Origin of the sequence: Paenibacillus sp. FSL K6-2859 (assembly GCF_038008265.1) — a bacterium.
GTDB lineage: Bacteria > Bacillota > Bacilli > Paenibacillales > Paenibacillaceae > Paenibacillus_AQ > Paenibacillus_AQ nitricinens.
The window spans coordinates 5,624,795-5,649,624 of the sequence record NZ_JBBOYU010000001.1 but is presented as its reverse complement, the minus strand read 5'-3'; the positions used below and the strand labels follow the sequence as shown (position 1 = coordinate 5,649,624).

Here is a 24,830-nt window from a genome sequence, read left to right as displayed (position 1 = left end):
AAAGTGAACCTTATCATAGATAACAGGAATTTTTTGGACAAATCAAAGCATTCCGGGTCAGGAACAGATTTATCGGTTTCTCTACAATGAAATGGAAAGGAGATGAGGTCTTGGAGACGATTAGGCTGCTACAGCAAGCGATAGATTACGTGGAACACAATCTGAACTCCGCCATTGAGATCGAAGACATTGCTACGGCTGCAATGACATCGAAATTTCATTTTCAACGTATGTTTCATGCTTTAACCGGATTTACGGTTACTGAATATGTACGAAACAGGCGTCTTACGCTAGCAGCCGAGGAGTTAGCAGGAACAGAGAATAAGGTCATCGATATTGCGCTAAATTATGGTTATGAGACCCCAGAAGCATTCGCTAAAGCTTTTCAACGAATGCATGGGGTGACGCCGCACATGGCGAAGAAAAAGAATGTGAAGCTTAAATCTTTTCCTCGAATCTCCTTTCAAATTCAGATTAAAGGAGAAACTGAAATGAACTATCGAATTGTGGAAGAACAGGCTTCAACGGTTATCGGAAAGGACATTATCATCCAAAAGGATGCCTATACAGAAATACCTATTTTTGTAGAGGGGATTTGGAAAGATGGGACACATGATCGGATTAATGATTTGGTTGGGAAACCCTCAGGCTCACTACTGTATGGCTATTATTTCGACTTTAGGGAAGATGGAACCCGACGTTATTTAATGGGGATTGATCTGCCAGAAGGTAAAGAAGTAACGGAGGGGCTTGTTACTCTTTATGTCCCTGGTCAAACCTATGCGGTATTTGATAGCCGTGAATCAATTCCAGATGACTCGGAAATTGGACTAGAAATCCAAAATGTTTGGAGACGAATTTACTCAGAATGGTTCCCCTCGGTAGGATTTGAACAAGTAGAAGGTCCATGTATGGAAAAATACTTCTGGATGGATGATACACTGGAAGAATCGATATGTGAGGTTTGGATTCCTGTTAGAAGAAAGATTTAGATCGTCTGGTGAACTGTATCATAAAGCTATTAAGGGAAACGATAGCTCAATAAGAGTTCTAGACAAGAAAGCTACCTGCACACTGGGTAGCTTCTTTATGTTGATAAAGCCCTCATTAATGGGAATCCTACATGGATAAACGCGTGGGAGGTACTGATGATGGTTATGAAAAAACGGATTTTAATTTTGTTCTTAACAATAATATCGTTGTTAATTCCTAAAATAGCTTTCGCGCATATTGGATTAGATCAATTAAAAGGTTAGACTCCATTACTTTGATAAATCAGGAAGTACGTATCTGTTTGGGATTGAACAGCATAAAGCGGTAGGGTACCGAAGTAAGCGATCTGAAACAATAATTGATATTCTTAGGAAAACAAGCACGACCACAGTTATAGAAGAGGACTTTAAATTCGACAAGAGAGGTGAGGTTGTTCATTTGAACGGAATTGAAGCAAGGTATGATTATGGAACACAAGGGGGATGTTTGCGTTGGGTGCAAGAGGGTACTTATATTGAGGTGGATAGCTTTCGATTGTCTAGGAAGCAGATGGTTTTATTAGCAAAATCAATGGTTGAATAGGTGATTTTTTCATCAAAAAAAAGCCTTTTGGATTAAAATCCAAAGGCTTTTTGTAATGCTTATTTTTTTCAAGACCTTATTCAACATCATAATTGATCATAAAGAAAAAGTCTATACTTTTGGCTGGATTTTATTTACTATTGTGAAGCCGGCAAAACCTAATAAATGGAGTGTTGTAAATGGACGTTTCTTGTCATCTCGATCAGGCTGATTTGAAGGATTATATTGGACGGGTTTTTGGCAGCAGTTATTTAGTTACCTCTGTTTCGCGAATGCATGGTGGCGCACAAAAGGTGGTCTACAAGATGGAGTGCAGTAATGGATTTTCCTGCGTTTTGTATGTGTGGGATCTTTCCAAGAATTATTTTGAAGAAGAAAAGGCCAATGAAGATATAAATGAACGATCCTATGGAAGTGACTTATTTGAATTAAACAATAAGTTCTTAATACAACATGGAATTCAGACCCCTGCACTTTATGATCTAAATAAGGAAAAAGATCGTTACCCATTTGATTATGCGCTCGTTGAATATATAGATGGACGTAAGGCAGAAGACTATTTTCATCATGCTGATTTACGTGTTCAAGATAAAGTGTTTCAGCGGCTAGGGGACATGCTTACTACTATGCATACCAACGAAAGGCGTATCTTTGGGAAAGCGAATGCTAACGAGATCATCTCAGAACAATGTCATTTCTTACAAATGGAAAATGCGAAAGTACAGCTAGCTTATGCCTCTCAACATATGGAGAAGATCAGGGCTAATCAAAGTAAACTACTCGATAAGCTGTACGCGTTAGAAGCAAGAATGAAGCCTAGAAAGCAGTATGGATTTATTCATGGCGAAATGGGCCCTGACCATGTATTAGTAAATGATAAACTGGAGCCTTTTCTAATCGATATTGAAGGGGCTATGTTTTATGATATTGAGGATGAGCATAGTTTTTTGGAGATGCGATTTGGGGATTTCTACCGGTACCTTAAGAACGATAGGCTTGACCCTGATAGACTGCTATTTTATCAACTTCACCACCATATATCATTAACCTCAGCGGGTTTAAAGCTACTGCATAGAGGATTCCCTGATCAACAATTCGCTAAAGGTTTAGCTGATTATCAATCTGAACGCGCGCTTAGGTTTATTGAAAGCTGAGGGAATAACCATTAGCCTTTGGGAGCTGAATATTCGAGTTATTACACGATAATGTTTCAACAAAGCGAAGGGGGAGTCCACCTAACCTAGGGGAGACTCCCTCTCTCTTGTGCGTTCTTCGGACAAGCCTGACGGTAGTCAAGAGTTGTATACGAAAGTAAAGACTAGTATATAGATGGGGGTCCTTCCCTTTCCTATACTAGAACTAGGAAGAGAAGCTGCATGAAGCAGATGCACGACCTATTTTGAGACCATGTGGAGGGGTAATATGAAGAAAAAAAGTAGAATACTTCTGATCGTCGCATTGATCCTAAGTTTAACTATCACGGCATGCGGCAAAACCACAAATGAAGGGGAGAAGCAGCCAGAGAAGCAGTCAGATACACCTGTGGAACAAAAAAATGAAGTGATTGAAGTTTCAACAGTTTCGGCAAGCGATCAGTATCTCAAATTCGATGAGGGCGAGAGCTTTGAGAAGAACTCGGTCTATGATGCGTATGAGAAAGATATCGGCGTGAAGCTCACGAATAAATGGGTGTCCGCCGATGACGTTCAATTCAAGGAGAAAGTGAAGATGTCCATCGCCTCCAATGATCTTCCGGACTTCATGAAGGTTAATGCTACACAGCTGAAAGAGCTGACCGAAGCGGATATGATTATGGATATCACGGACGTATATGACAAGAATGCGACGGATGAGACGAAGAAATTCTTATCGATGGATGGCGGAATGCAACTGAAGACCGCCACTTTCGACGGTAAACTCATGGGGATTCCAAGTTCTTATAATCCGTACCAGTATCAGTTCCTCTATGTACGCACGGACTGGCTGAAGAAATTGAACCTGCCGGAACCAAAGACGATGGCGGATCTCATGACGATCGCCGAAGCGTTCAAAACAAAAGATCCAGGCGGCACTGGGAAACCGTATGGAATTGCAATTAGCAAAGATCCATTTAACCATTCCACAGGTGTTACAGGACTAATAGCATTCTTGAATAGTTACCATGCTTATGAAAATCTTTGGATGGAAGACGGAAATGGCAATTTGGTCAACAGTGACATTCAGCCTCAAGTGAAAGACGCACTTAAGGCGATGCAGGAAATGTTTAAGAAAGGATTGATTGATCCTGAGTTCTCTGTTAAAGATGTGGAGAAAGCGGCAGAGCTCCTCTACAACAACAACGCAGGTATCGTATACGGCCAGTCTTGGGTGCCGGCTCAGCTCGCTAAAGGCGCAGTAAAGGATGGTAAAGTCGTACAAGAGTGGGGCGTATTCCCGATTCCATCGGTGGATAGCGAACCTGCACTATCACAGATCGGTTTGGGTGTTGACGAATATTATGTTATCTCCAAGCAAGCGAAGCATCCGGAAGGCGTTATTAAATTGCTGAACCATTGGATTGTCGTGGATAATCATCCGACGCCAGAACAGAAAGTGTATGAGTATGGTAAAGACCTGAAGGAGAAAGGCAACAACTACTGGCTTCTAAGCCCGCTTCGTGTTGGTAAACAAAAGGATAATAATGGTGAAATATTGCCAAAAGCGATCGAGAACAAAGACGAGAGCATTTTGGAGACGAAAGATCAAAAAACTCGTTACGAGCGTGCCATGAAGTATGTTGACGGTACGGATATCAACATGTGGTGGGAATATCTGATTTCAGGTCCAAAAGGCGCATATTCACTTGTTCCTGAAATTCAGAACAATAAACAGTACCTACAGAACAAATTCTACGGCGCACCGACTCCAACCATGGCAGATCGACAAGAAATCCTGAAGAAGAAGCGGGATGAAGTATACTTCAAGATTATGATGAATCAAGTATCCGTGGATGAATTCGATAAATTCGTGGAAGAGTGGAAAAAGCTTGGCGGCGACGAAATGACCAAAGAAGTCAATGAATGGTACGCGACTAACAAACAATGATAGCAGGAGAATCGAGGGGTTGGACACAAACGACCTCTCTTTTCTTTAACCTAGTTTTTAATTTTTTAGTCCTATAGCGAGGTGGATGGCATGAATGTATTAACGCGTATGTGGAAAAGGGAGTGGCCGCTTCACTTGATGTTGGTTCCTGGGATCGTATTGGTCCTCATCTTCAGTTATATCCCGATGGCCGGCATTATGATGGCCTTTCAAAAATACGTACCGAATAAAGGGTTGTTCGGCTCCCCATTTATTGGTCTTAAAAACTTTCAGTTACTGATGGATTACCCCGATATCGGCCGGATATTCTTCAATACAGTATACATTGCGGTGATGAAAATTGTAGCAGGCATGGTCGTTCCGGTCACCATAGCGATACTGCTGAATGAGCTGCGGAAAGAATGGGTCAAACGGACCTTCCAGACGCTCGTGTACTTGCCGCATTTTCTATCATGGGTCTTGTTAAGCGGTATTCTAATCGATGTATTGTCTCCATCTTCCGGTATTCTCAATCAAGTGCTTGGCTTGTTTGGTATCGACCCTGTTTTTTTCCTGGGAGACAATAAATGGTTCCCTTATGTCATGGTCATATCGGATGTATGGAAAGAGTTCGGATTTGGTACGATTGTCTATCTGGCTGCGCTTACCAGTATTAATCCGTCACTATACGAGGCAGCGGAGATCGACGGCGCAGGACGCTTTAAGCAGACGTTACATGTGACGCTGCCGGGGATGCTTCCTATTATCGTCCTCATGTTCACGCTTAGTATCGGGAATGTACTGAATGCCGGATTTGATCAAATCTTCAATCTATACAGTCCTCCGGTCTATGAGAGCGCGGATATTATCGATACCTTCGTATATCGTATGGGGATTGAGCAAGCACAGTTCGGTTTCGCTACGGCCGTAGGACTACTGAAATCAGTCATCTCTTTCGTATTCGTATCTATGTCCTATATCTTAGCCTATCGTGTAGCGAATTACCGCATTTTCTAATGCAATCGTCGGTAATTCAGAAGGGAGACACATCGTGCGTACTAACAGATCATTCGGAAGGAAATTGTTTTTGATATGTAATTTCATTTTTCTGGGATCCGTATCTTTCTTATGCCTCATGCCTATTATTCATATTTTGGCGCTCTCGTTCAGCTCCGGGCAGGCAGCATCCGCCGGTAAAGTCATCCTGTGGCCAGTTGAATTCACAACGGCTGCTTATGCTAACGTATTTGGAAAACCTGAATATTTACGCGCATTCTGGGTATCGATTCAGCGGGTCCTTATGGGAACGACAATCAGCATGTTCCTGACGATTATCACGGCCTATCCATTATCCAAAGATTCTCGCCAATTTCGGCTGCGGACCTTCTATTCATGGTTCTTCGTATTCACGATTTTATTCAGTGGCGGGCTTATTCCAAACTATTTAACCGTGAAGAACCTTGGGATGCTCGATACAATCTGGGCTTTGGTGCTGCCAGGAGCGATTATGGTGTTCAACGTTATTCTGCTGCTGAATTTCTATCGCAGTCTGCCCAAAGAACTTGAGGAATCTTCGCTGCTCGATGGGGCGGGTCAATTTACTACCTTATGGAAAATATATGTGCCGCTATCGTTGCCGGCATTGGCAACGACAGGTCTTTTCACCATGGTGGGGCATTGGAATAGCTGGTTTGACGGTATGATTTATATGAATCATCCCGAGAATTATCCGCTGCAGACCTTCCTGCAGACGATCATTATCAAAATGGATTTCCGCTTTATTAAACCTGAGAGGGCAGAATTAATGCTCAAATTGTCCGATCGTACGAGCAGAGCCGCTCAAATTTTCGTAGCAGCATTTCCGATTCTAATCGTGTATCCGTTCTTGCAGCGGTTCTTCATTAAAGGAATTGTGATGGGGAGTGTCAAAGAATAAAATAGGGCACTCAAACTAAGACATTGCATTGCAGGAGAACAAACGATGAAAATCCGATTCTTGATTAAAGATTCCTCTATATTCCAGAAAATAATGGCTGCCTTTCTGGCAGCCTTGTTTCCGCTCATGGCGATTACCTGGTTGATTAATGAGAAGGGTTCGGACAATATTCGGAGTGAGATTTCCGAGTCTATTCTAAATACGACTCGCTTCTATCTGGATTCACTCGACAAGGAAGCAGACCGGATCAGCCGTTATTTGCCGAACTATGTGATGGACAAAGACTTGATGGAAATTGCAACTACAGGCAATTACATGAGTTATTACGATCGTGCGCAAAAAATATTAGATATCCAAAGACGGCTTGAATTGATGAAGAACTCAAGTCCATTTATACAAGAAGCAAGGGCGTATATCCCTCTTATCGACCGAACGATACTTAGCAATAAATTTGAAACTTCGACGAATATGCAGGAATATGCTTCTATGCAGCAAAACAAGAGATTATACGAAGAACCTTTCATTTACTGGAATGATCGATTATTTATTTCCATGCAATACCCCATTAATACCGTTAAAAATCCGATTTATATCGTAGCGGTTGAATTATCGACTACCAAAATCAGAGAAACGTTATCTCAAATCGGCAGCTCGCGTGGTGGACAGAGCGTATTACTCAATCTGGAACGTGGTTGGGAGATCGAGAGTGACATGGATCCTGAACTGTTGGAACAAATGAAATCCTTCGCTGCGGATAAGCGGGAATTGCAAAAAGACGAAGGATACGAAACGATTATGTATAATAGTAAGCGGTTTCTTACGGTATATAAATACTCCAGTCTCTGGAATTCCTATTCGATTATGTGCATTCCCGAGGAGAAGATCTTGGGTTCCCTTGAGATCTATCGAGCATTGTTCTGGTGGGCTTGCGTGCTAGCTGTAGGTATTGTCGTTTTCTTCTCCTACTTTCTATTACGATTTATCTATCGGCCATTAATGAAACTTGTGCATTCCTTTCGGCGCGTTCAGCAGAATAGGCTGGAACCGATCGTGATCGATCGCGGAGCTGATGAGTTCGGGTATTTGTACCACGCTTTTAATAATACGATCCGATCCTTGAAAACACTAATCGAGGAAAATTACGAGCAGCAAATCAGGAACCAGCGTTCCGAACTGAAACGATTGCAATCGCAAATTAATCCTCATTTTTTATATAATTGTTTTTTTGTATTGTGCCGGTTAATTAAATCCGAGAATCAGAAGGAAAAGGCTTATCAATTCTGCCTGTACATCGGACAATATTTTCAGTTCATTACTCGCGATGACGAGGATGATATTCCGCTGGAGCTGGAGGTCAATCATTCTCGCACGTATGTAGACATGCAAACCATATGTTACGGAGACCGTATTCAAGTCAAGTTCGAAGGTGATGTTCCCGATTTCTTCGTGCCGAGGCTGATTCTGCAGCCGATCATCGAAAATGCTTATAAGCATGCCTTGGGCAATATGATTCAGCAGGGTGAGCTATGGGTTCACTGTGAGCGGGTGGGTGATGTATTCTCCATCTATGTCGAAGATAACGGCCGAAGCATCTCCGATGCGGAGATCGAACAGCTTCAGAAGCGGCTGCGTCAATCCACCACTCGGATGGAGGAAACAACCGGAATCATAAATGTACATCGCAGAATACAGCTGCGGTACGGTGAGGAATATGGCATTACAGTGTCACGTTCTGCTCTTGGTGGACTTCAAGTAAGAATCAATCTGAGCGCGAACTAGAGGAGGAATCAGCATGTACCGACTGCTAATCGTCGATGACCTTCCCATTATTGTCGATGGTCTTCTGGAGCTATTCAATGAGACCGATCATTTACAACTCGAGGTTATGAAGGCATATTCAGGTGAAGAAGCACTGGAGGTACTGTCTCATCATCGTATTGATATCGTGATTTCCGACATTAAGATGCCTGGACTGGAAGGGATTGAGCTGCTTCGGGAAATCAAATCCCAGTGGCCGGCCTGCAAAGTTATTTTCTTAACAGGATACAATGATTTTCATTATGCTAAGAGCGCAATTACGTACGGTGGGTTCGATTATATTCTGAAGGTCGAAAGTGATGAGAAAATTATTCAGTCCGTAGAACGGGCGATTGAGAAAATTGAAGAAGAAAATAACCAAGAACAGATGATTGCTAGAGCGCAATCCAAAATGAGACTGGCATTGCCCTCTCTGCAAAAAGAGTATGTGTGGGAGCTCTTTCAAGGCAAGCATGTATCGGATAGCCAATTAAAGCAGGCGTTCAAAGAAATCGATATCCCGCTTGATGCGACATTGCCGGTTTACTTGCTCATAGGCAGGGTAGACGCATGGAAAGAAATGTTCACGACGCCGGATAAAGCGTTATTGACTTACGCCGTACAGAACATTTGCGATGAGTATTTGTCCACGCAGGTCAGATGCTATTCCGTTGTATTCGAGTTATCCAAAATCATCTGGATGATTCAACCGAAAATCCCGGATAGATCGTCTATCGAATACGGGGATCAGGATTGGATCAGAGCTCATCGGTATACGAGCGGTATTCTGGAGACTGTGCAGGGAAATTGCAAGAGATTGCTGAGTTTGTCGGTTTCTTTCCTTCTTGGAAGTGAAGCAACGACATGGGATAACATATCTGATCGGTTTCACTCGATCAAATACGGTCTGGTACAAGGACATGGATTATTTGATGAGGTCATATTGACCGATAAAGACATTCAAAGAGAAGTGAACGGTGATCTGATCGGGAACTACCGCGATGCCTTCTATCACGCCCGTGTTCAATTGCTGATGTCTTGTCTCGAGAATAATCATCGGGAACAATTCAACAAGCTGTATGCCGAACTAACGTCCATTTGGAATGATGAGGAGTCGCCGAATGAGCGGAAGATCGAACTGTATCATTCACTTTCAGCTATTTTTCTGTTCTATATCCATAAGAATCGGGAAATTCGGGATTATATCAATACGCTGATGGATCTGGATAAGTTATATCGCTATGGAGATTCCGCATCATGGTCGGAGCTGATTCAATACTTCTCGCAAATGGCGGATTGCTTCTTCGAATGGAATGCGCTGCGGGGTACGCAATTGCCGACAGAGGTCGTGAATAAAGTACATCGATATATTGAAGAACATATTTCCACGGATATCTCCTTAAATGCGCTGGCCGATTACGTTAGCTTGAATCCATCGTATTTATCCCGGCTTTATAAGCAAATCACTGGAATGGGGTTATCTAAATATGTGAACGACTATCGTAACCTGATCGCCAAAGATATGCTGCTCAACACATCGATGAAAGTGAATGAAATTGCTGCTGCCCTGGGGTACAACTCCGCGCTTGCGTTTATTCGCTTCTTCAAGAAGCAGAACGAAACGACGCCGCAAGATTTCCGTATGGCAAGGATCCATATACAGAATCAAGGTCAATAAATGTATATGAAATGTCAGTAACGATCTCTTTTGCCTCCGTTCCTACCGCCTTACAATGGAAGTACACTAGGTGCGCAAGAGGAGGAGTAGTCTTGAGAACATTAACAGCTGTATTACTTGGCGCTGGCAGTCGAGGAAGATATATTTATGGGCCCTACGCGGAGAAGTTCCCGAATGAATTAAAGATTGTTGCCGTAGCTGAGCCGGATGATGAACGTAGAAATCGATTTGCAGAGATTCATAGAATTGCCCCAGAGCATGTTTACGATTCTTGGGAGAAAGTATTCGATCAGGGTCAAATTGCGGACGTGATGATAATTGCTACGCTCGATCGGATGCATTATATACCAGCGATGAAAGCGATGGAGCTAGGCTATCATGTCATGCTAGAGAAGCCGATGTCTCCTTCCATGGAAGAATGCATCGAATTGGAGCAAGCTTCGCTTCGGTATAAGCGATTGCTCGTCGTAACCCATGTCCTGCGATATTCCCCGTTCTGGTCTGGGATCAAAAAATGCATTGAAGACGGTGAACTTGGAACGATAGGTACGATTCAATTAACCGAAAATGTGGGCTACCTGCATATGACACACAGCTATGTCCGCGGGAATTGGCGCAATTCGGAGGAGACGAGTCCCATGATCCTGGCCAAATCATGCCATGATCTGGATCTCATCTCCTGGCTTATGAATCAACCGTGTACAAGCGTGAGCTCGTACGGATCATTACTGCATTTCAGGGCGGAGAACGCTCCGGAAGGCTCCACGGATCGCTGTATCAACGGCTGTGAGGTTGAGAAGGAATGCGCCTTCTCGGCGATGAAAATATATATTCAGCCCCCGGGACATCCTTGGGCACGCTATATGACGAATGATTTGTCGCAAGAGGGGATCTTGAAGGCGCTGAAGGAAGGACCGTGGGGTCGCTGCGTGTATCACTGCGATAATAATGTTGTGGATCACCAGGTGGTCAACATGGAGTTCGAGAACGGAGCGAACGCATCGTTTATCATGTCAGGGCTGACACAGAGCGGCACGCGTCGGGTTCAAATTATGGGAACGCAAGGCGAGATCATTGGGGATATGGACAAAGGATCCTTCACGCTATACCGCTATGTATCGGGCGAGAAGGTTGAGATTGGCTGCAATGTGGAAGGTGATGGTCATGGAGGCGGCGATGACCGTATGGTAAGCTCATTCCTGCGGAATGTGCGTCAATTTGACAGCAATCCATCGCAAGGCTTGACCTCGGCGACGGCATCCCTGCAGAGTCATTTGATCGCATTCGCGTCGGAACATTCGAGATTGAATGCAGGTCAGGCTGTCAAGCTTTCGGACTTGCAGAAGAAAGAAGAATATAAGATAAAATGATACTAGGAAGATAAGCCTTAGATTTATCGGAAAATGAAGAAATAACCCCTTAGCCTTCCTCACCCTTAGGGTGGGGAAGGTTTTTCTTTACATAATCTCAAGGCATAATAAAAGACCGCTCTACTGGAATAACTTCCGGATGTGCGGCCTTAGGACAAGATTCTATTATAGGGTCAATCTGTATCTAAAGGTGGTGAGATTAATGGAATTTAACAGTCTTGATACGAGCTTCTTCTTCATAGGTGAGTGGTTTTGGGGATCTTGGAGTGTGCAAGTGGCGTTGCACAGAATATTCCATTTTTTGATAATCTTCATTACCTGAATTCATCGTTGGATTCCAATTTTCCGTTACCCAATTTTTAAGTTCCTTAAGACCTGCTAGCATTTCCTCCAGCCTCCTTTGGCGAAGAAACAATGTATTTTATATTGTTCTGGTTACGCTTTCATTATATCATGGAAATTAGTTTTTTAAAGCTGTGTCCACGTGAAAAACACAGTTTTTAAGTGAACATTGTGTGTTGATTAGGGTTTGTGCTTCCTATGGAGAAAATCGTCTCCTGGTAGGAGACATTTTCATTAGATTTAAAAGGATAATCAATTGCCCCTAAGCGTTGCGAACAATTTCTAGTAATTACTATTCCGGCGAATGATTTTAAGCTCGTAGATAGTGTTACTCTGATAATAAGAACAGCAGCTTATAGCGTACGATATTCTATTTTTAAATGGGAAATAAGGTCTTCTTTTATGGGCATTCACTTAAATGAAATTATTTTTCTAGTAATGATTGTTCTTATGGTGGAAATAAATTTTATTTTATAAAAAATAGAGAAAATAATTTACAGAATCAAATTTAAGTGATATCTTGAATATGTAGAAAAGAAACCGTTCACATCTTAAGGGGGATTAACAATGATTTTGGAAAAGTTTCACGGAATTATACCTGCCTTCTATGCTTGCTACGATGATCAAGGAAATATTTCGGAATCCCGGACGCATACCTTATGTGATTACTTATTTGAAAAAGGAGTTCAAGGTGTTTATGTGGGAGGAAGTTCTGGAGAATGTATCTACCAGAGTCTGGACGAACGCAAAGCGGCACTTAGCTATGTAGCTAGTAACCTGAAAGGTAAAATGACACTGATTGCTCATGTTGGAGCCCCTTCCACTAGAGATAGTATCGAATTAGCAAAACATGCGGCGAGCTTAGGATATGATGCACTATCCGCAATCCCACCTATCTATTTCAAATTACCTGATAGCGCAGTCTCTAAATATTGGAGCGATATTATGGACGCAACTCCGCTACCGTTCATTATCTACAACATTCCTCAGACTACAGGGTATACACTGACCCCGGCTTTATTCCAGAAGCTTCTTGCTAATGATAAGGTTATCGGTGTTAAGAATTCTTCTATGCCAACTATGGATATTGAAAGATTTAAAAGAGTGGGTGGAAAAGATGTAGTGGTCTTTAATGGACCGGATGAACAGTATGTAGCGGGAAGAATCATGGGAGCCGATGCAGGCATTGGTGGTACTTATGCGGTGATGCCGGAGTTGTTCTTGCAGGCTAATAAATTTGTACTCGCTGGGAAGTTTGAAGAAGCAGGACAACTTCAAAGTGATATTAACGATATCATCATCGCGCTTTGTTCCCTCAAGGGTTCTATGTATGCGGGAATTAAAGAGGTTCTGAGATTGAGAGGTGTAAACATTGGTAGTGTAAGAGCACCGCTTGAAGGGGTAGCCGCTGAAGATGCGGGTCCAATCGCAGACATTATGAAATTGATTGATCAAGCAATCGAAAAATATTGTGGTTAATGAAATGAAGAGAACGATCGTATGCTTTGGTGATTCCAATACTTGGGGCTACGACGCAGAGACGGACCAAAGGTTTAATGATGAAATACGTTGGACCGGACTTCTTCAATCAGAATTGTACAACACTTATCGTGTCATAGAAGAAGGGCTTCCCGGTAGAACCAGTGTTAGTGAGGATCCGTTATTTGAAGGGTTAGCCGGAATATCTTATCTCTATCCATGCCTCATGTCACATGCACCACTTCATTTGGTAGTAATCATGCTTGGGACGAATGATACGAAAGAAAGATTTGCATTAACTTCGTATAACATCGCACAAGGTATTGTTAGACTCGCTCATAAAGCTAGAGGGAGCGGGACAGGACCAGGAGGAAAAGCACCGGAAGTACTTGTGATCGCACCGCCCCCCATTGGGGCAGCGTATATCCATACTCCCATTGGTAAGCCAATGGGGAGTAATTGTAGCGAGAAATCCATAGAGATCTCTCAGCATCTAGGGAATTTTCTTAGAGGGACAGATATCCACTTTATGGATGCCAGCGAAGATGTATCGATGAATGAAATAGACTACATGCATCTTGATCGACAAGGGCATCGGAACATGGCTGATTTAGTGAAATATCATGTCAAACGGATATTAGAATAGGGGAGGATTTAAAATGAAGAAGAAACGTGTACTCTCAACAATGGTTGCATTAATGGTAATTATTTCATTGATTTCAGGATGCTCTGGTAACAATGCAGCAAGTTCTAATACATCCGATAATACTGCTAAATCTGGCAAGGAAAAAGTCGCGATTAAAGTATGGCTGACCCCTCAGTGGAAAGGTGTTGTGGATGCAACGGAACAAGGAGCTGACTATGATAGCTTCCTTAAGGCTGCAGCTGAGAAATTCAAGGCACAATATGATAAATATGATGCTGACATTCAGGTTGAAGTTATTGCCGGAGATCAGCGCGACCAACTCCTCAACGTTAACTTGAGCGGAGGAACTCCACCAAATGTCTTCTTTGAAAGCGTATTCCCAATGGGCGATTATGTTCATCGTGGAGCTTTGGAGCCTTTGACTGACATCATCGATGAGGGCGCAAAAAGTGATATCGCACAAAATTACTGGGATGCAGTAACGTTCGGAAAAGATGTGTACTTCTACCCATTCCAACACAATCCAGGCACTTTGGTCTACAACGCAGACATGTTTAAAGCGGCTGGTTTAGACAAGTTCGTAGGTGGAGAGTCCGAAATTAAGACTTGGAACTTGGATGAGTATCAACAAATCTTGGACGGTCTGAAAAATAATCTTCCGAAAGACAAATATTCTAATGCCTATCCAATGGCACTGTACGCTGTGAATAACCAAGGAGATACATGGAACCTTGCATACTTAAGAATGTTCGGCAACAAGTTCTTCGATGATCAAGGGAACATTGTTCTGAATGATGCGAATGGAGTTAAAGCTGCAACATGGCTGAAAAAATTATATGACGGCGGATATACAAATCCAGGCGCTGAATCTGTATCCTCCAATGATGCCAATGCCATGTTCCAGAATCAGCAGCTGGCGATCAGTTTCACCAATCCAATCTTGTTCAATGGAACAAAAGCAAATATGGAATCCGGCACGTCTGCTAAGTTTGATATGCGTCTTGCTAATATTCCGTCCGAAAGCGGAGATCCTCTATCCTTTACTTATGTAGTTGGTGCTAGTGTATTTAAGTCCAAAGATGCGAAGAAGACTGAAGTGGCTAAAGATTTCGTGAAGTTCTTTTCAAGTGATCCTGAACTAGTTAAATCCTCTAAGAATGGTATTCCTGTGAGAAGCTCGGTGGCTGAAGAACTTAAGTCGGAGAATCCTCTCTTTGCTGCTTATGATGCTAACTCAAAATATTTGTTTAACTTCACGGGCAACGTTCCAGGATATAGCCAATTAAGAGAAGTTTTGTACCCTGATCTACAGGCGCTTTACATGGGAGCAAAGACACCAGAACAGTTTGTGCAAGATTATCAGACCAATGGTAATAAAGTGATTGATACGAATAAAGCTAGCTCTGTCATTTTCCAATAATCTAAGAACAGGTAAACAATAAACGATTAACAGCCTTTAGAGTCTGAAGAGGCTCCAAGGGCTGTTAATTAGAAAGGTAAACGATATGAAACTACGTAGTAATTACCTAAAAGAGAATATTACAGGTTATCTGTTTATTTTACCTCAGATGATCGTATTCTTAGCCTTTCTTGTCTATCCGATCTTAGAAGGGATGCGCCTGAGCTTATACCAAATTAATTATGATAGTGAGAAGTTTGTGGGTTTGGCTAATTACACCACATTGTTTAATGATCCGGTATTCTTCAAGGCGATCTTCAATACGATTATATTCGTAGTCTTTATCGTCCTGCTTACAGTGGGCTTTGCCTTATTTGTAGCCTCGGCTGTATTTGATAAGAACGCTAAGTACGTTTCCTTTATAAGAGGGAGCTATTATATCCCGGTCATGGTATCCATGGTTGTTATGAGTATGGTATGGAGCTTCCTGCTGAATCCTGCTAACGGACTTATTTCTTTTATATATAAAGATATGGGACTTGGGACGATTAATCTTCTAGGAAATCCAAAGACAGTTTTGCCAGTGGTGATCTTTGTGACCTTCGCGACTAACGTGGGCCAAGCCATTATTCTGTATATTGCTTCGATGATTGGTGTATCTAAAGAACTTTTTGAAGCAGCAGAAATCGACGGTGCAAGCAGATGGCAAGTGATTACGAAGATCCTCATTCCTTCTGTAGGACCAACAACGACCTATATTACGATTATCAATATTATTGCTGTTCTAAAAATATTTGTAGTCATCCAGTTATTAACCGGCGGCGGACCGAACAATTCATCGGTAACCTTGATGTACTACCTCTATAATAATGCCTTTAAGTACAACCAACTCGGCGTAGCTTCTGCGGTAGGCGTTATCATGTTCGTGATTACATTGTTATTATCTGTGCCTCAGCTACGAAGCATGATTAAGGTGAAGTGAGGGGGAATACAACATGTCGAAAATAAGAAATAAGAAGAAGAGAGAGAAGTTTGATGTGATATCGAATGTGATCATTGTCCTCTTCGCGCTCCTTAATCTTTTTCCATTATATTGGTTATTCACAAGTTCTCTCAAGAACAGTTCAGATGTTGTGAAGATGCCTCCAGACTGGTGGCCTAAATCGATTACTTTCTCCAACTATGTGGATGTGTTTCAGAACCAACCGGCTTTGAGATGGACGTTTAATAGTATTTATGTTTCAGGCGTATCTACGATTATCGTTATTATTGTAGGCGCTATGGCTGCCTATGCGTTCTCAAAGATCAATTTTAAAGGTAAAGATATCATCTTCATTATTTTCATATCGAGCTTGATGATTCCTAAAGAAATTATGATCGTGCCTTTATTCCGGATTACACAGCAATTTGGAATGGTGAATTCGTATAACGGTATGATTTGGCCGAACGTTGCGGGTGCATTTGGAGTGTTCTTATTAAAAGGATTCTTCGATTTAACCCCTAACGCTTTAAGAGAAGCCGGGAGAATAGATGGTGCAAATGAATGGAGGATCTTCACTCGCATCATGGTGCCTATTATTAAACCTGGTATCGGAGCCTTATTTATTCTGAATTTTGTGCAAGTCTGGAATGATTATTTGTGGCAGCTGGTTATAGGCCAAGAGAACAAAATGAAAACATTAATGGTTGGTACTGCAACCTTAATGCAGGATCTGAATCCTAATTTCGCATATAAAATGGCCGGAGCCACCATTGCTGCAATTCCGATGTTGCTAGTGTTCATGTTATTTCAGCGGTTCTTCACCAATGGAATTACAGCAGGAGCAGTGAAAGAATAAATAAAAATGTGGAGTGGGTTACTGATGAATACTGAAAATAATGTACTTAAAAAGATAAGACATAAACTAGTCGTCTCCAGTCAAGCCTTACCCGAAGAACCGCTGCATAGTCCGTTTATAATGGGAAGAATGGCTTATGCAGCATACTTGGGCGGTGCTTCAGGCATTCGGGCAAATAGTGTAGCAGATATTCAAGAAATTAAGAAAACAGTGGATCTACCTATCATTGGAATCATCAAAAGGGTATATGAAGGTTCTGAAGTGTTTATTACACCAACCCTGAAGGAAGTAGATGAGCTTTACCGCGAAGGGGTAGATATTATTGCTATGGACGCGACAGACCGGACTCGGCCGGATGGATCAACTATCTCAGAACTATTTCCTCACATAAGAGAGACCTATAAAGATCAACTGTTTATGGCAGATTGCTCTACATTTGAAGAAGCTGCTAAAGCTGTTGAGCTGGGATTTGATCTTATAGGAACCACCTTAAGTGGATACACAGATTATACGAAAGACCGTTCACTCCCGGATTTTGAGCTAGTCAAACAAATCGTGACCAACTTCTCTGTGCCTGTGATAGCTGAAGGCGGTGTTTCCACTCCTGAAGAACTGAAGACAATGTTCGATCTGGGTGTTTATTCAGCAGTAGTCGGCTCAGCGATTACAAGACCAATGGAGATTACCAAAAGGTTTGTAGACGCTATTCAGTAGATTGCCGGAGAGGGTAGATAAGGATGAGAATTCTCGCTGTAGATATTGGCGGTACCAATACCAAGATGTGTATATGTGATCAACTTGGGAATGTTCATAACTTTAAGGAGTATGCAACAGAGAGCCTCTTGGGAGGGCCGCATGTAATCTCAAGATTACTTGATAAAATTGCAGAAAATGATGATTTTGATGCCATTGCTATAAGTACGGCCGGTCAAGTCAATGCTGAAGAAGGAATTATAGTCTATGCTAACGAAAATATACCTAGATATACAGGGATGAAGATTAAGGAAATTGTAACTAATCATTTTCATAAACCTGTTATGGTAGAGAACGATGTGAATTCAGCAGCATTAGGCGAGGCTCATTATGGTGCTGCCCACAACTTTAACAATTTCTTATGTTTGACGTTTGGCACGGGCATTGGTGGTGCCATAGTAATGAACCGCCAAATCTATAAAGGAGCAGATGGAGTGGCGGCCGAATTTGGTCATATCCTGACACATCCATTGTCAGATGCGGTGGAGGGACTGCCTTTTTATGAGAAGTATGCTTCAACCACTGCCTTGGTAAAGGCGGCTCAGCAGGCAGATCCTGAATGTATAGACGGAAAAGTCCTTTTTGATAAAATCAACAAAGGGGACGAAGCTCTAAAACAGATTTTGGATTCATGGGTAACTGAGGTGTCCGTGGGCTTAGCTTCAATTATTCATATTTTCAATCCATCCGCTATAATTATTGGAGGCGGCGTTATGGAGCAAGAAGATTTAGTTCAAAGGGTTGAGGAACGGACGAAATCTTTAATTATGGAGAGTTTCGCGGGTGTAAGAATTGTTAAGGCCTCACTTGGGAATAAGGCAGGCTTGCTAGGCGCTTCCTCTTTATTCGCACATTAAATCATTATAAAGGAGGGGCTTATTTGCGAACAATCAGTATTTTTTCTTCGATTCATTCCAAGTACAATAATTTGACGAATACGGAGAAGAAGGTAGCGGACTACGTCCTTGAGAACACGAGAAGTGTTGTCTATATGTCGATTACTGATCTTGCAGACGCGTGCGATGTAGGTGAATCAAGTATTTTTCGATTTTGTAAATCTTTAAGTTATAAAGGGTATCAAGAGTTCAAGATTGCACTTGCTCATAGTATCACTGTGGAGAATGAGATCCCGCAGCTTACGGATCAAATTCTAATGGATGACACTACGGAAGCCGTGGCTTCTAAAGTGCTGACCACAAATGTAAGTGCACTGAACGAGACCTATAATTTAATTGATATACAGAAGATCAATGAAGCTATTGATTATATGATAAATGCGGAACGAGTATCTTTTTTCGGTGTAGGCTCTTCATTAATCACGGCGATGGAAGCTAAAATTAAATTTATGCGCATCACAAACAAAACGGAGTGTTTGATGGATTCACATCTGCAGATGATGTCTGCGGCGCTAATGTCTAACCGAGATGTAGCTGTAATCATTTCTTACTCCGGTTCAACTAAAGATAGTATCGAGGTTGCAAGAAAAGCAAAGGAACGAGGCGCTAAGGTGGTATCCATTACGAGATTTGAGAAGTCACCTTTAACGTCGTATTCGGATCTTACCTTACTTTGTGGTGCTAATGAGGGTCCTCTGCAGGGCGGTTCATTATCTGCAAAGATCTCACAGCTCTATCTGCTGGATATTCTATATGTAGAATATTTCAAAAGAACAAGTGAGCAGTCCATTATCAATAAAGAAACAACAGCTGCGGCAGTTAGTGAGAAGCTACTGTAAGTGCGAGTTCAAAAAGTATGGTTTTCAGCACCGAGAAGATTGGATGAAGGTAGAAACTGAGGAGCGGAGCGTAGTGGAAGCTACGTGAGCACCGGAAGTTTCGCCTGAATTCAATATTCGATGTCGAGTAAGCTTCTTGGGCTACTTCGTGATCAAAAGCGGACTTTTTGAACAACCTCTGTAAGCGAATTGAGTGGTGAGGAGAATGAGACAATATGATCTTAGGTTCATTATCATCTTGGGAAGAGCATAGCAGATACGAGAATTCAGTCATTGTAGAGGCTATTGAGGAATTGAAAGTCATCTTACAACACGAACCGGATCTCGGGCGAATCGAGATCCGCGGTAACGAGATATACGTTTCGATTATGGCGCTTGAGGCGAAGTCGCTAGAGGAACAGGTTGCTGAGAAGCATGAGACCTATATTGATGTGCATTATTTGATCGAAGGGGAAGAAACGATCGGCTGGTCACCCTTGCAAGAAGAGACCGAGACTATTAAGCCTTACGATGCCGAAGCAGACTATGCACTTTATCCTCCGTCATCCGATGAAATTGTGTTAACTTTGAAGCCGGGGATGTTCGCTGTCTTTTTCCCGCATGATGTACACAGACCTGGGATGGGTCAACCGGGTAAGCAGATTAAGAAGGCTGTTATTAAGATACATGTAGGTTTATTAAATTCATAGGATCTGAGCAGATGACTTCTAAAATCATAAGGAGTCATCTTTTTTATTGCATGGGAAATTATACAATGAAAAAATTATAGATAACTTCGATGGAAAAACTAAGGGGGATTAAAGTTATTTCTCTACTTCAGGGTCAAAACGCTAGAACTATAGGGAATTACTCCCTGTAATTCTATAATATAAGGTCATGTCGATAGAATAGAGGGAATTGTTCCTCTTAATTCAGCTGAACTGGCTGTTTTTAATTGAAATTGGCAAGTATACAGGGAGAAATTCCGTATAACTTGTTCATACAACAGCTGTGACCTAATTTATAGGGAGGTTTTCCCTATAACACGTTCTACCTAAGCAAAATCCTTCACCAATACTAGAGTTCTTACTCGCCAAACCACTGGAAATTCCTGCGGAGAGTGCAATAAGTGCTCCGCAAGCTATAAATTCAAACTAACAAATGCCTATTAACCCGACAAGGTGAATTAGTTTTTATACATAAACATTATAACGTTATATTTACTTAATGCGCTTTTCGTGGTATTTTAAACATTATAATGTTATATGGAAAAAGGTGAGAACAATGGATGAAAGATACGTACTCCGTCATGTGAAACGAGTAAGCGGAGAAGAGATCGACATTGTAATCGAGAATGGCAAGATCGCGGAGATTACCCCGGCAGGTGAGGGGCGCGGGGGGCAGGAGTGGGAAGGTTCAGGCGCGTACGTATCCAGTGGCTGGATCGATATGCATGTGCATGCCTTTCGTGAATTTGATCCGTATGGTGACGAGATTGATGAGATCGGCGTCCGGCAAGGGGTGACCACTATAGTCGATGCGGGTAGCTGCGGGGCGGATCGGATAGGTGATCTGGCTCTGGATGCGTCTCAGGCTAAGACGAATGTGCTGGCTTTCTTGAATATCTCGCGGATCGGACTGCTAAGAATTGATGAATTGTCCAACTTGGAATGGATTGATAAGGAGAAGATCCTGCAAGCTGTCCGAACTTATGGGGAAATAATCGTGGGATTAAAGGCCAGAATCAGCAAGAGTGTTGTCGGCGCCAGCGGGATTGAACCACTGCATATTGCACGAAGCCTTTCAATGGAGACAGGGTTGCCGTTAATGGTACATATCGGCTCAGCACCGCCAGATATCAGAGAGGTTATGCCCCTTTTGCAGCGTAAGGATATCGTGACTCATTATCTCAACGGAAAAGAGAATAATTTGTTTGCAGCGGATGGTCAGCCGCTTCAGGTACTGACTGAAGCTATTGAACGGGGAGTTCATCTAGATGTAGGACATGGAACAGCTAGCTTCTCTTTTAAGGTAGCTGAGGCTGCAAAACGTAATGGTATTGGACTGAATACGATTAGCACGGACATCTATCGAGTGAATCGAAAGAAGGGACCTGTCTTTAGCATGTCTAATGTACTTTCCAAGTTTCTATGTTTGGGCTATGCTCTGGATGAGATTGTGGCAGCGGTTACTTCCAATGCGGCGGAGTGGCTGGGCAGGCCGGAGCTGGGCCGAATTCAGGTGGGAGATCCTGCAAACCTGACCCTCTTCATCCTGCAGCATAAGTCTGCAGTGCTTGTTGATTCTGAAGGAAAAGAAAGAATCACGGATAAAGTAATCCATGCAAAAGGAGTGGTTATAGGTGGGGAATTCATTAAATGCGAAATACGGGCTTAAACGTGTAATCAATGCAAGCGGCAGAATGAGCATCCTGGGGGTGTCCGCTCCGTCCGACACAGTGATGGAGGCGATGAAGCAAGGCGGACAGAGTTATGTGGAAATAGCGGATCTGGTGGATAAAGCCGGAGATTTCACGGCACGAATTCTCGGCGCTGAAGCAGCGCTTATCGTTAACTCAGCCTCCAGCGGGATTGCATTGTCCGTTGCGGCGCTAGTGACCCAAGGCAATCGGCGCCGCAGTGAACGTTTGCACCAAGAAGCCATTCCACGCAATGAAATCATCATTCTGAAGGGGCATAATGTACAGTACGGGGCTCCTGTGGAAACGATGGTCTATCTAGGCGGAGGTAAACTAATTGAGGTCGGTTATGCGAATGAAGGCCGGGCCGAGCATATAGAGGATGCCATTTCTGAGCAGACGGCTGCCATTCTGTACGTGAAGTCCCACCATGCAGTGCAGAAAAATATGTTATCCGTCGAAGAGGCATGGGAGATCGCCAAGCGTAAAGGGGTGCCGCTAATCGTTGATGCCGCAGCGGAAGAAGACCTCTGTAAATATGTAAAATACTCTGATCTGGCAATTTATAGTGGTTCTAAAGCCATTGAAGGGCCAACATCCGGTATTATCGCCGGCAAACGTAAATATGTAGAATGGGTTAAGGTCCAATTGTATGGAATAGGTCGCAGTATGAAGGTCGGTAAAGAAACTTCCTTTGGTCTGCTGCAAGCTTTACAGGAATACATGGTCAAGGAAGACAAGAGTGACAACGAGCAAGCATCATTACAGGGATTGATGGTGTTGAATGATCTTCCGGGAATTCGAGTAACCATTGTGCAGGATGAGGCGGGCCGTGCCATCTATCGCGGCCGAGTTCAGGTTGATCCGCAGCTGGCCGGTATTACGGCTAAGGAATTGGTAGGGGGGTTGCAGCGGGGCGAGATTGCGATCTATACCCGCGATTATGGAGTGAAGCAGGGATATTTCGATATTGACCCACGGCCGCTTCTTGGCGATGACCTGCTCGTGATTGTAGACAGCATTCATAAATTGATAGGGGGACAATAAGATGACATCGATTTCACAACGTTTTTATAAGGGCCGCGCCGCATTAAATGTACTCGCTAAAGATATCACTAATGCTAAAGAGATTTATGAAGCGGCGGAAGGGTATGTGCTGGTTGGTGTGCTCTCTAAGGATTATAAGTCGGTAGAAGAAGCCGTAACAGCGATGAAGCAATATGGTCAAGAAATTGAAGATGCGGTATCGATTGGCTTAGGTGCAGGGGATAATCGCCAAGCGGCAATTGTGGCCGAGATTGCTAAGCATTATCCGGGTAGTCATATTAACCAGGCGTTCCCTGTTGTCGGAGCTACACGCGCTAATCTGGGCGGGAAGGACAGCTGGATCAACAGCATGGTCGCTCCTTCTGGTCGTGCGGGTTATGTGAATATTTCAACAGGACTCTTCAGTGCTGCGGAGAGTGAAGCGGCAATTGTACCTGTAGCATCTGCAATTGCGCTTGTTCGGGATATGGGTGGTAATGCACTGAAGTACTTTCCAATGCAGGGATTAAGCCGTGAAGAGGAATACCGCTCTGTCGCGAAGGCTTGTGCTGAGGCAGGATTTGCACTCGAACCAACCGGCGGAATTGATATGGATAATTTCGAGGCTATTCTGGAGATTGCTCTTGAAGCAGGGGTACCACAAGTGATTCCGCATGTCTATTCATCCATTATTGATAAAGAATCGGGAAAAACCCGGATCCAGGATGTACGTGATTTGCTTGGAATTATGAAGAGGCTGACAGATAAATATGCCTAAACGAATCGGGGCATTCGGAGAAGTGATGATGCGTCTGCAGGTGCCGGGAGTTCAGCTGCTATCACAGGGAAACGCCTTAAACTATTCATTCTCCGGCACCGGGGTTAATGTCAGCTCGGCACTGGCACGCTTCGGGCATGAAGGTTATTTGATTTCCCGTTTGCCGACTACCTCCTTGGGAGAGGCCGCCGCCGCGTATTTGCGGAAGCTGGGTATTTCATCTAACCTCGTTATACGAGGAGGAGAATATCTGGGCTTGTATTTCTTGGAGAATGGATTTGGTGCACGTCCAAGCAAGGTGACTTATAGTAATCGTCTGGAGAGTAGCTTCAATACGGCTCCTGAGGAAACTTATAATTATGAAGAAATTGCGCGAAGTCTGGATGTGATTCATTTCTGCGGCATTACGCTGGCTATGAACGATAGTGTACGTCATCATATGAAATCCTTGGCTAGAGCTGTCAAGCAGCAGGGTGGGACTGTGATCTTTGATTGCAACTATCGTCCGTCATTATGGGGACCGGAAGGGTATTCGCTAGCGAAGCCGCATTACGGGGAGATGCTGCAGCTGGCTGATATCGTAATGATGAATGAGAAGGATGCGATATTTATCCTGGGGATGAGCACTGCCCAAGCTGAACGTGAAGAGCAATTGCTCGAACTTATTCCGGCAGTTGCGAAGCAGTACGATATCTCGGTGATCGCAGGCACCCATCGCAGTATTCATGGCGACAACTCACATTCACTGCGTGGGTATCTTTATAAGAACCAGAGCTTCTTCTTTTCGGATACGCTGAGATTTCTCGTCTATGATAGAATAGGGGCTGGAGATGCCTATACGAGCGGAATTGTGCATGGAGAGCTAACTGGCTTTACCTCAGAGCAGACGGTGCGATTTGCCGCTGCCGCTAGTATGCTAGCCCATACTGTCGAGGGAGACACTCCCATGGCTTCAGAAGCGGATATACTTCGAGCTATGACTCTATCCGTAGGCGATGTAGAAAGGTAGTGAACTTC

General features: G+C 43.1%; 22 protein-coding genes. 21 read left to right on the top strand and 1 reads right to left on the bottom strand.

Features of this window, described 5'->3' with window-relative positions:
• Positions 1 to 86: 86 nt before the first annotated feature.
• From MHB64_RS25190 to MHB64_RS25155, 8 genes are all read left to right on the top strand, one after another.
• Positions 87 to 992: an AraC family transcriptional regulator gene (locus MHB64_RS25190; RefSeq protein WP_341135612.1), complete on the top strand. Its 906-nt coding sequence runs from the start codon at positions 87 to 89 to the stop codon at positions 990 to 992.
• An 807-nt stretch (positions 993 to 1,799) separates the two neighbouring features.
• Positions 1,800 to 2,729: a phosphotransferase gene (locus tag MHB64_RS25185; protein ID WP_341136123.1), complete on the top strand. Its 930-nt coding sequence runs from the start codon at positions 1,800 to 1,802 to the stop codon at positions 2,727 to 2,729.
• A 268-nt stretch (positions 2,730 to 2,997) separates the two neighbouring features.
• Positions 2,998 to 4,659, top strand: coding sequence for an extracellular solute-binding protein (locus MHB64_RS25180; protein ID WP_341135611.1), 1,662 nt, complete (start codon positions 2,998 to 3,000; stop codon positions 4,657 to 4,659).
• A gap of 90 nt (positions 4,660 to 4,749) precedes the next feature.
• Positions 4,750 to 5,655, top strand: a complete 906-nt coding sequence (locus tag MHB64_RS25175; RefSeq protein WP_179281692.1) for an ABC transporter permease — start codon at positions 4,750 to 4,752, stop codon at positions 5,653 to 5,655.
• A 34-nt stretch (positions 5,656 to 5,689) separates the two neighbouring features.
• A complete protein-coding gene (locus MHB64_RS25170; RefSeq protein ID WP_094872759.1) occupies positions 5,690 to 6,574 on the top strand; it encodes a carbohydrate ABC transporter permease in 885 nt (294 codons plus the stop codon).
• 45 nt (positions 6,575 to 6,619) lie between these two features.
• Positions 6,620 to 8,353 (top strand): sensor histidine kinase, encoded by a 1,734-nt coding sequence (locus tag MHB64_RS25165; RefSeq protein WP_341135610.1) that lies wholly within the window; start codon positions 6,620 to 6,622, stop codon positions 8,351 to 8,353.
• 13 nt (positions 8,354 to 8,366) lie between these two features.
• The gene (locus MHB64_RS25160; RefSeq protein WP_341135609.1) at positions 8,367 to 10,049 is read left to right on the top strand and encodes a response regulator; all 1,683 of its coding nucleotides are present in this window, start codon (positions 8,367 to 8,369) and stop codon (positions 10,047 to 10,049) included.
• 92 nt (positions 10,050 to 10,141) lie between these two features.
• Complete coding sequence (locus MHB64_RS25155) at positions 10,142 to 11,419, top strand: Gfo/Idh/MocA family protein (protein ID WP_280787822.1); 1,278 nt, start codon at positions 10,142 to 10,144, stop codon at positions 11,417 to 11,419.
• A gap of 199 nt (positions 11,420 to 11,618) precedes the next feature.
• On the opposite strand, the gene MHB64_RS25150 is transcribed toward MHB64_RS25155, so the two are convergent.
• Positions 11,619 to 11,804 (bottom strand): hypothetical protein, encoded by a 186-nt coding sequence (locus MHB64_RS25150; RefSeq protein ID WP_042130754.1) that lies wholly within the window; start codon positions 11,802 to 11,804, stop codon positions 11,619 to 11,621.
• A 524-nt stretch (positions 11,805 to 12,328) separates the two neighbouring features.
• Here MHB64_RS25150 and MHB64_RS25145 point away from each other — a divergent pair.
• The 13 genes from MHB64_RS25145 (at position 12,329) to MHB64_RS25085 (ending at position 24,822) form a co-directional block, all read left to right on the top strand.
• The gene (locus MHB64_RS25145) at positions 12,329 to 13,240 is read left to right on the top strand and encodes a dihydrodipicolinate synthase family protein (protein ID WP_341135608.1); all 912 of its coding nucleotides are present in this window, start codon (positions 12,329 to 12,331) and stop codon (positions 13,238 to 13,240) included.
• Entirely contained in the window at positions 13,209 to 13,886 is a 678-nt protein-coding gene (locus MHB64_RS25140) for an SGNH/GDSL hydrolase family protein (protein ID WP_341135607.1), read from the top strand. The genes MHB64_RS25145 and MHB64_RS25140 overlap by 32 nt, the downstream gene beginning before the upstream one ends.
• Positions 13,887 to 13,899: 13 nt before the next feature.
• Positions 13,900 to 15,306, top strand: coding sequence for an ABC transporter substrate-binding protein (locus tag MHB64_RS25135; RefSeq protein WP_094872747.1), 1,407 nt, complete (start codon positions 13,900 to 13,902; stop codon positions 15,304 to 15,306).
• Positions 15,307 to 15,391: 85 nt separating this feature from the next.
• Positions 15,392 to 16,267, top strand: a complete 876-nt coding sequence (locus MHB64_RS25130; RefSeq protein ID WP_094872745.1) for a carbohydrate ABC transporter permease — start codon at positions 15,392 to 15,394, stop codon at positions 16,265 to 16,267.
• 13 nt (positions 16,268 to 16,280) lie between these two features.
• On the top strand, positions 16,281 to 17,123 hold the full coding sequence (locus MHB64_RS25125) for a carbohydrate ABC transporter permease (protein ID WP_081390001.1): 843 nt from the start codon (positions 16,281 to 16,283) through the stop codon (positions 17,121 to 17,123).
• 24 nt (positions 17,124 to 17,147) lie between these two features.
• The gene (locus MHB64_RS25120; RefSeq protein WP_341135606.1) at positions 17,148 to 17,837 is read left to right on the top strand and encodes an N-acetylmannosamine-6-phosphate 2-epimerase; all 690 of its coding nucleotides are present in this window, start codon (positions 17,148 to 17,150) and stop codon (positions 17,835 to 17,837) included.
• Between the two features lie 23 nt (positions 17,838 to 17,860).
• Positions 17,861 to 18,733, top strand: coding sequence for an ROK family protein (locus tag MHB64_RS25115; RefSeq protein ID WP_094872741.1), 873 nt, complete (start codon positions 17,861 to 17,863; stop codon positions 18,731 to 18,733).
• Between the two features lie 23 nt (positions 18,734 to 18,756).
• Entirely contained in the window at positions 18,757 to 19,611 is an 855-nt protein-coding gene (locus MHB64_RS25110) for a MurR/RpiR family transcriptional regulator (protein WP_094872738.1), read from the top strand.
• A gap of 215 nt (positions 19,612 to 19,826) precedes the next feature.
• The gene (locus tag MHB64_RS25105) at positions 19,827 to 20,300 is read left to right on the top strand and encodes a YhcH/YjgK/YiaL family protein (protein ID WP_341135605.1); all 474 of its coding nucleotides are present in this window, start codon (positions 19,827 to 19,829) and stop codon (positions 20,298 to 20,300) included.
• A 574-nt stretch (positions 20,301 to 20,874) separates the two neighbouring features.
• The gene (locus MHB64_RS25100) at positions 20,875 to 21,987 is read left to right on the top strand and encodes an amidohydrolase/deacetylase family metallohydrolase (RefSeq protein ID WP_341135604.1); all 1,113 of its coding nucleotides are present in this window, start codon (positions 20,875 to 20,877) and stop codon (positions 21,985 to 21,987) included.
• Positions 21,953 to 23,056, top strand: a complete 1,104-nt coding sequence (locus MHB64_RS25095; RefSeq protein WP_341135603.1) for a DgaE family pyridoxal phosphate-dependent ammonia lyase — start codon at positions 21,953 to 21,955, stop codon at positions 23,054 to 23,056. The genes MHB64_RS25100 and MHB64_RS25095 overlap by 35 nt, the downstream gene beginning before the upstream one ends.
• Position 23,057: 1 nt before the next feature.
• Entirely contained in the window at positions 23,058 to 23,813 is a 756-nt protein-coding gene (gene dagF / locus MHB64_RS25090) for a 2-dehydro-3-deoxy-phosphogluconate aldolase (protein WP_341135602.1), read from the top strand.
• Positions 23,806 to 24,822, top strand: coding sequence for a sugar kinase (locus tag MHB64_RS25085; RefSeq protein WP_094878576.1), 1,017 nt, complete (start codon positions 23,806 to 23,808; stop codon positions 24,820 to 24,822). Before dagF ends, MHB64_RS25085 begins: the two co-directional genes overlap by 8 nt.
• Positions 24,823 to 24,830 lie beyond the last annotated feature (8 nt).

Bases quoted from the DNA above. Each gene is read 5' to 3' on its own strand.
- dagF (WP_341135602.1), top strand. From the start codon at position 23,058: ATGACATCGATTTCACAACGTTTTTATAAGGGCCGCGCCGCATTAAAT.
- MHB64_RS25105 (WP_341135605.1), top strand. From the start codon at position 19,827: ATGATCTTAGGTTCATTATCATCTTGGGAAGAGCATAGCAGATACGAG.
- MHB64_RS25130 (WP_094872745.1), top strand. From the start codon at position 15,392: ATGAAACTACGTAGTAATTACCTAAAAGAGAATATTACAGGTTATCTG.
- MHB64_RS25160 (WP_341135609.1), top strand. From the start codon at position 8,367: ATGTACCGACTGCTAATCGTCGATGACCTTCCCATTATTGTCGATGGT.
- MHB64_RS25115 (WP_094872741.1), top strand. From the start codon at position 17,861: ATGAGAATTCTCGCTGTAGATATTGGCGGTACCAATACCAAGATGTGT.
- MHB64_RS25135 (WP_094872747.1), top strand. From the start codon at position 13,900: ATGAAGAAGAAACGTGTACTCTCAACAATGGTTGCATTAATGGTAATT.
- MHB64_RS25180 (WP_341135611.1), top strand. From the start codon at position 2,998: ATGAAGAAAAAAAGTAGAATACTTCTGATCGTCGCATTGATCCTAAGT.
- MHB64_RS25120 (WP_341135606.1), top strand. From the start codon at position 17,148: ATGAATACTGAAAATAATGTACTTAAAAAGATAAGACATAAACTAGTC.
- MHB64_RS25100 (WP_341135604.1), top strand. From the start codon at position 20,875: ATGGATGAAAGATACGTACTCCGTCATGTGAAACGAGTAAGCGGAGAA.
- MHB64_RS25145 (WP_341135608.1), top strand. From the start codon at position 12,329: ATGATTTTGGAAAAGTTTCACGGAATTATACCTGCCTTCTATGCTTGC.
- MHB64_RS25190 (WP_341135612.1), top strand. From the start codon at position 87: ATGAAATGGAAAGGAGATGAGGTCTTGGAGACGATTAGGCTGCTACAG.
- MHB64_RS25175 (WP_179281692.1), top strand. From the start codon at position 4,750: ATGAATGTATTAACGCGTATGTGGAAAAGGGAGTGGCCGCTTCACTTG.
- MHB64_RS25085 (WP_094878576.1), top strand. From the start codon at position 23,806: ATGCCTAAACGAATCGGGGCATTCGGAGAAGTGATGATGCGTCTGCAG.
- MHB64_RS25150 (WP_042130754.1), bottom strand. From the start codon at position 11,804: ATGCTAGCAGGTCTTAAGGAACTTAAAAATTGGGTAACGGAAAATTGG.
- MHB64_RS25125 (WP_081390001.1), top strand. From the start codon at position 16,281: ATGTCGAAAATAAGAAATAAGAAGAAGAGAGAGAAGTTTGATGTGATA.
- MHB64_RS25165 (WP_341135610.1), top strand. From the start codon at position 6,620: ATGAAAATCCGATTCTTGATTAAAGATTCCTCTATATTCCAGAAAATA.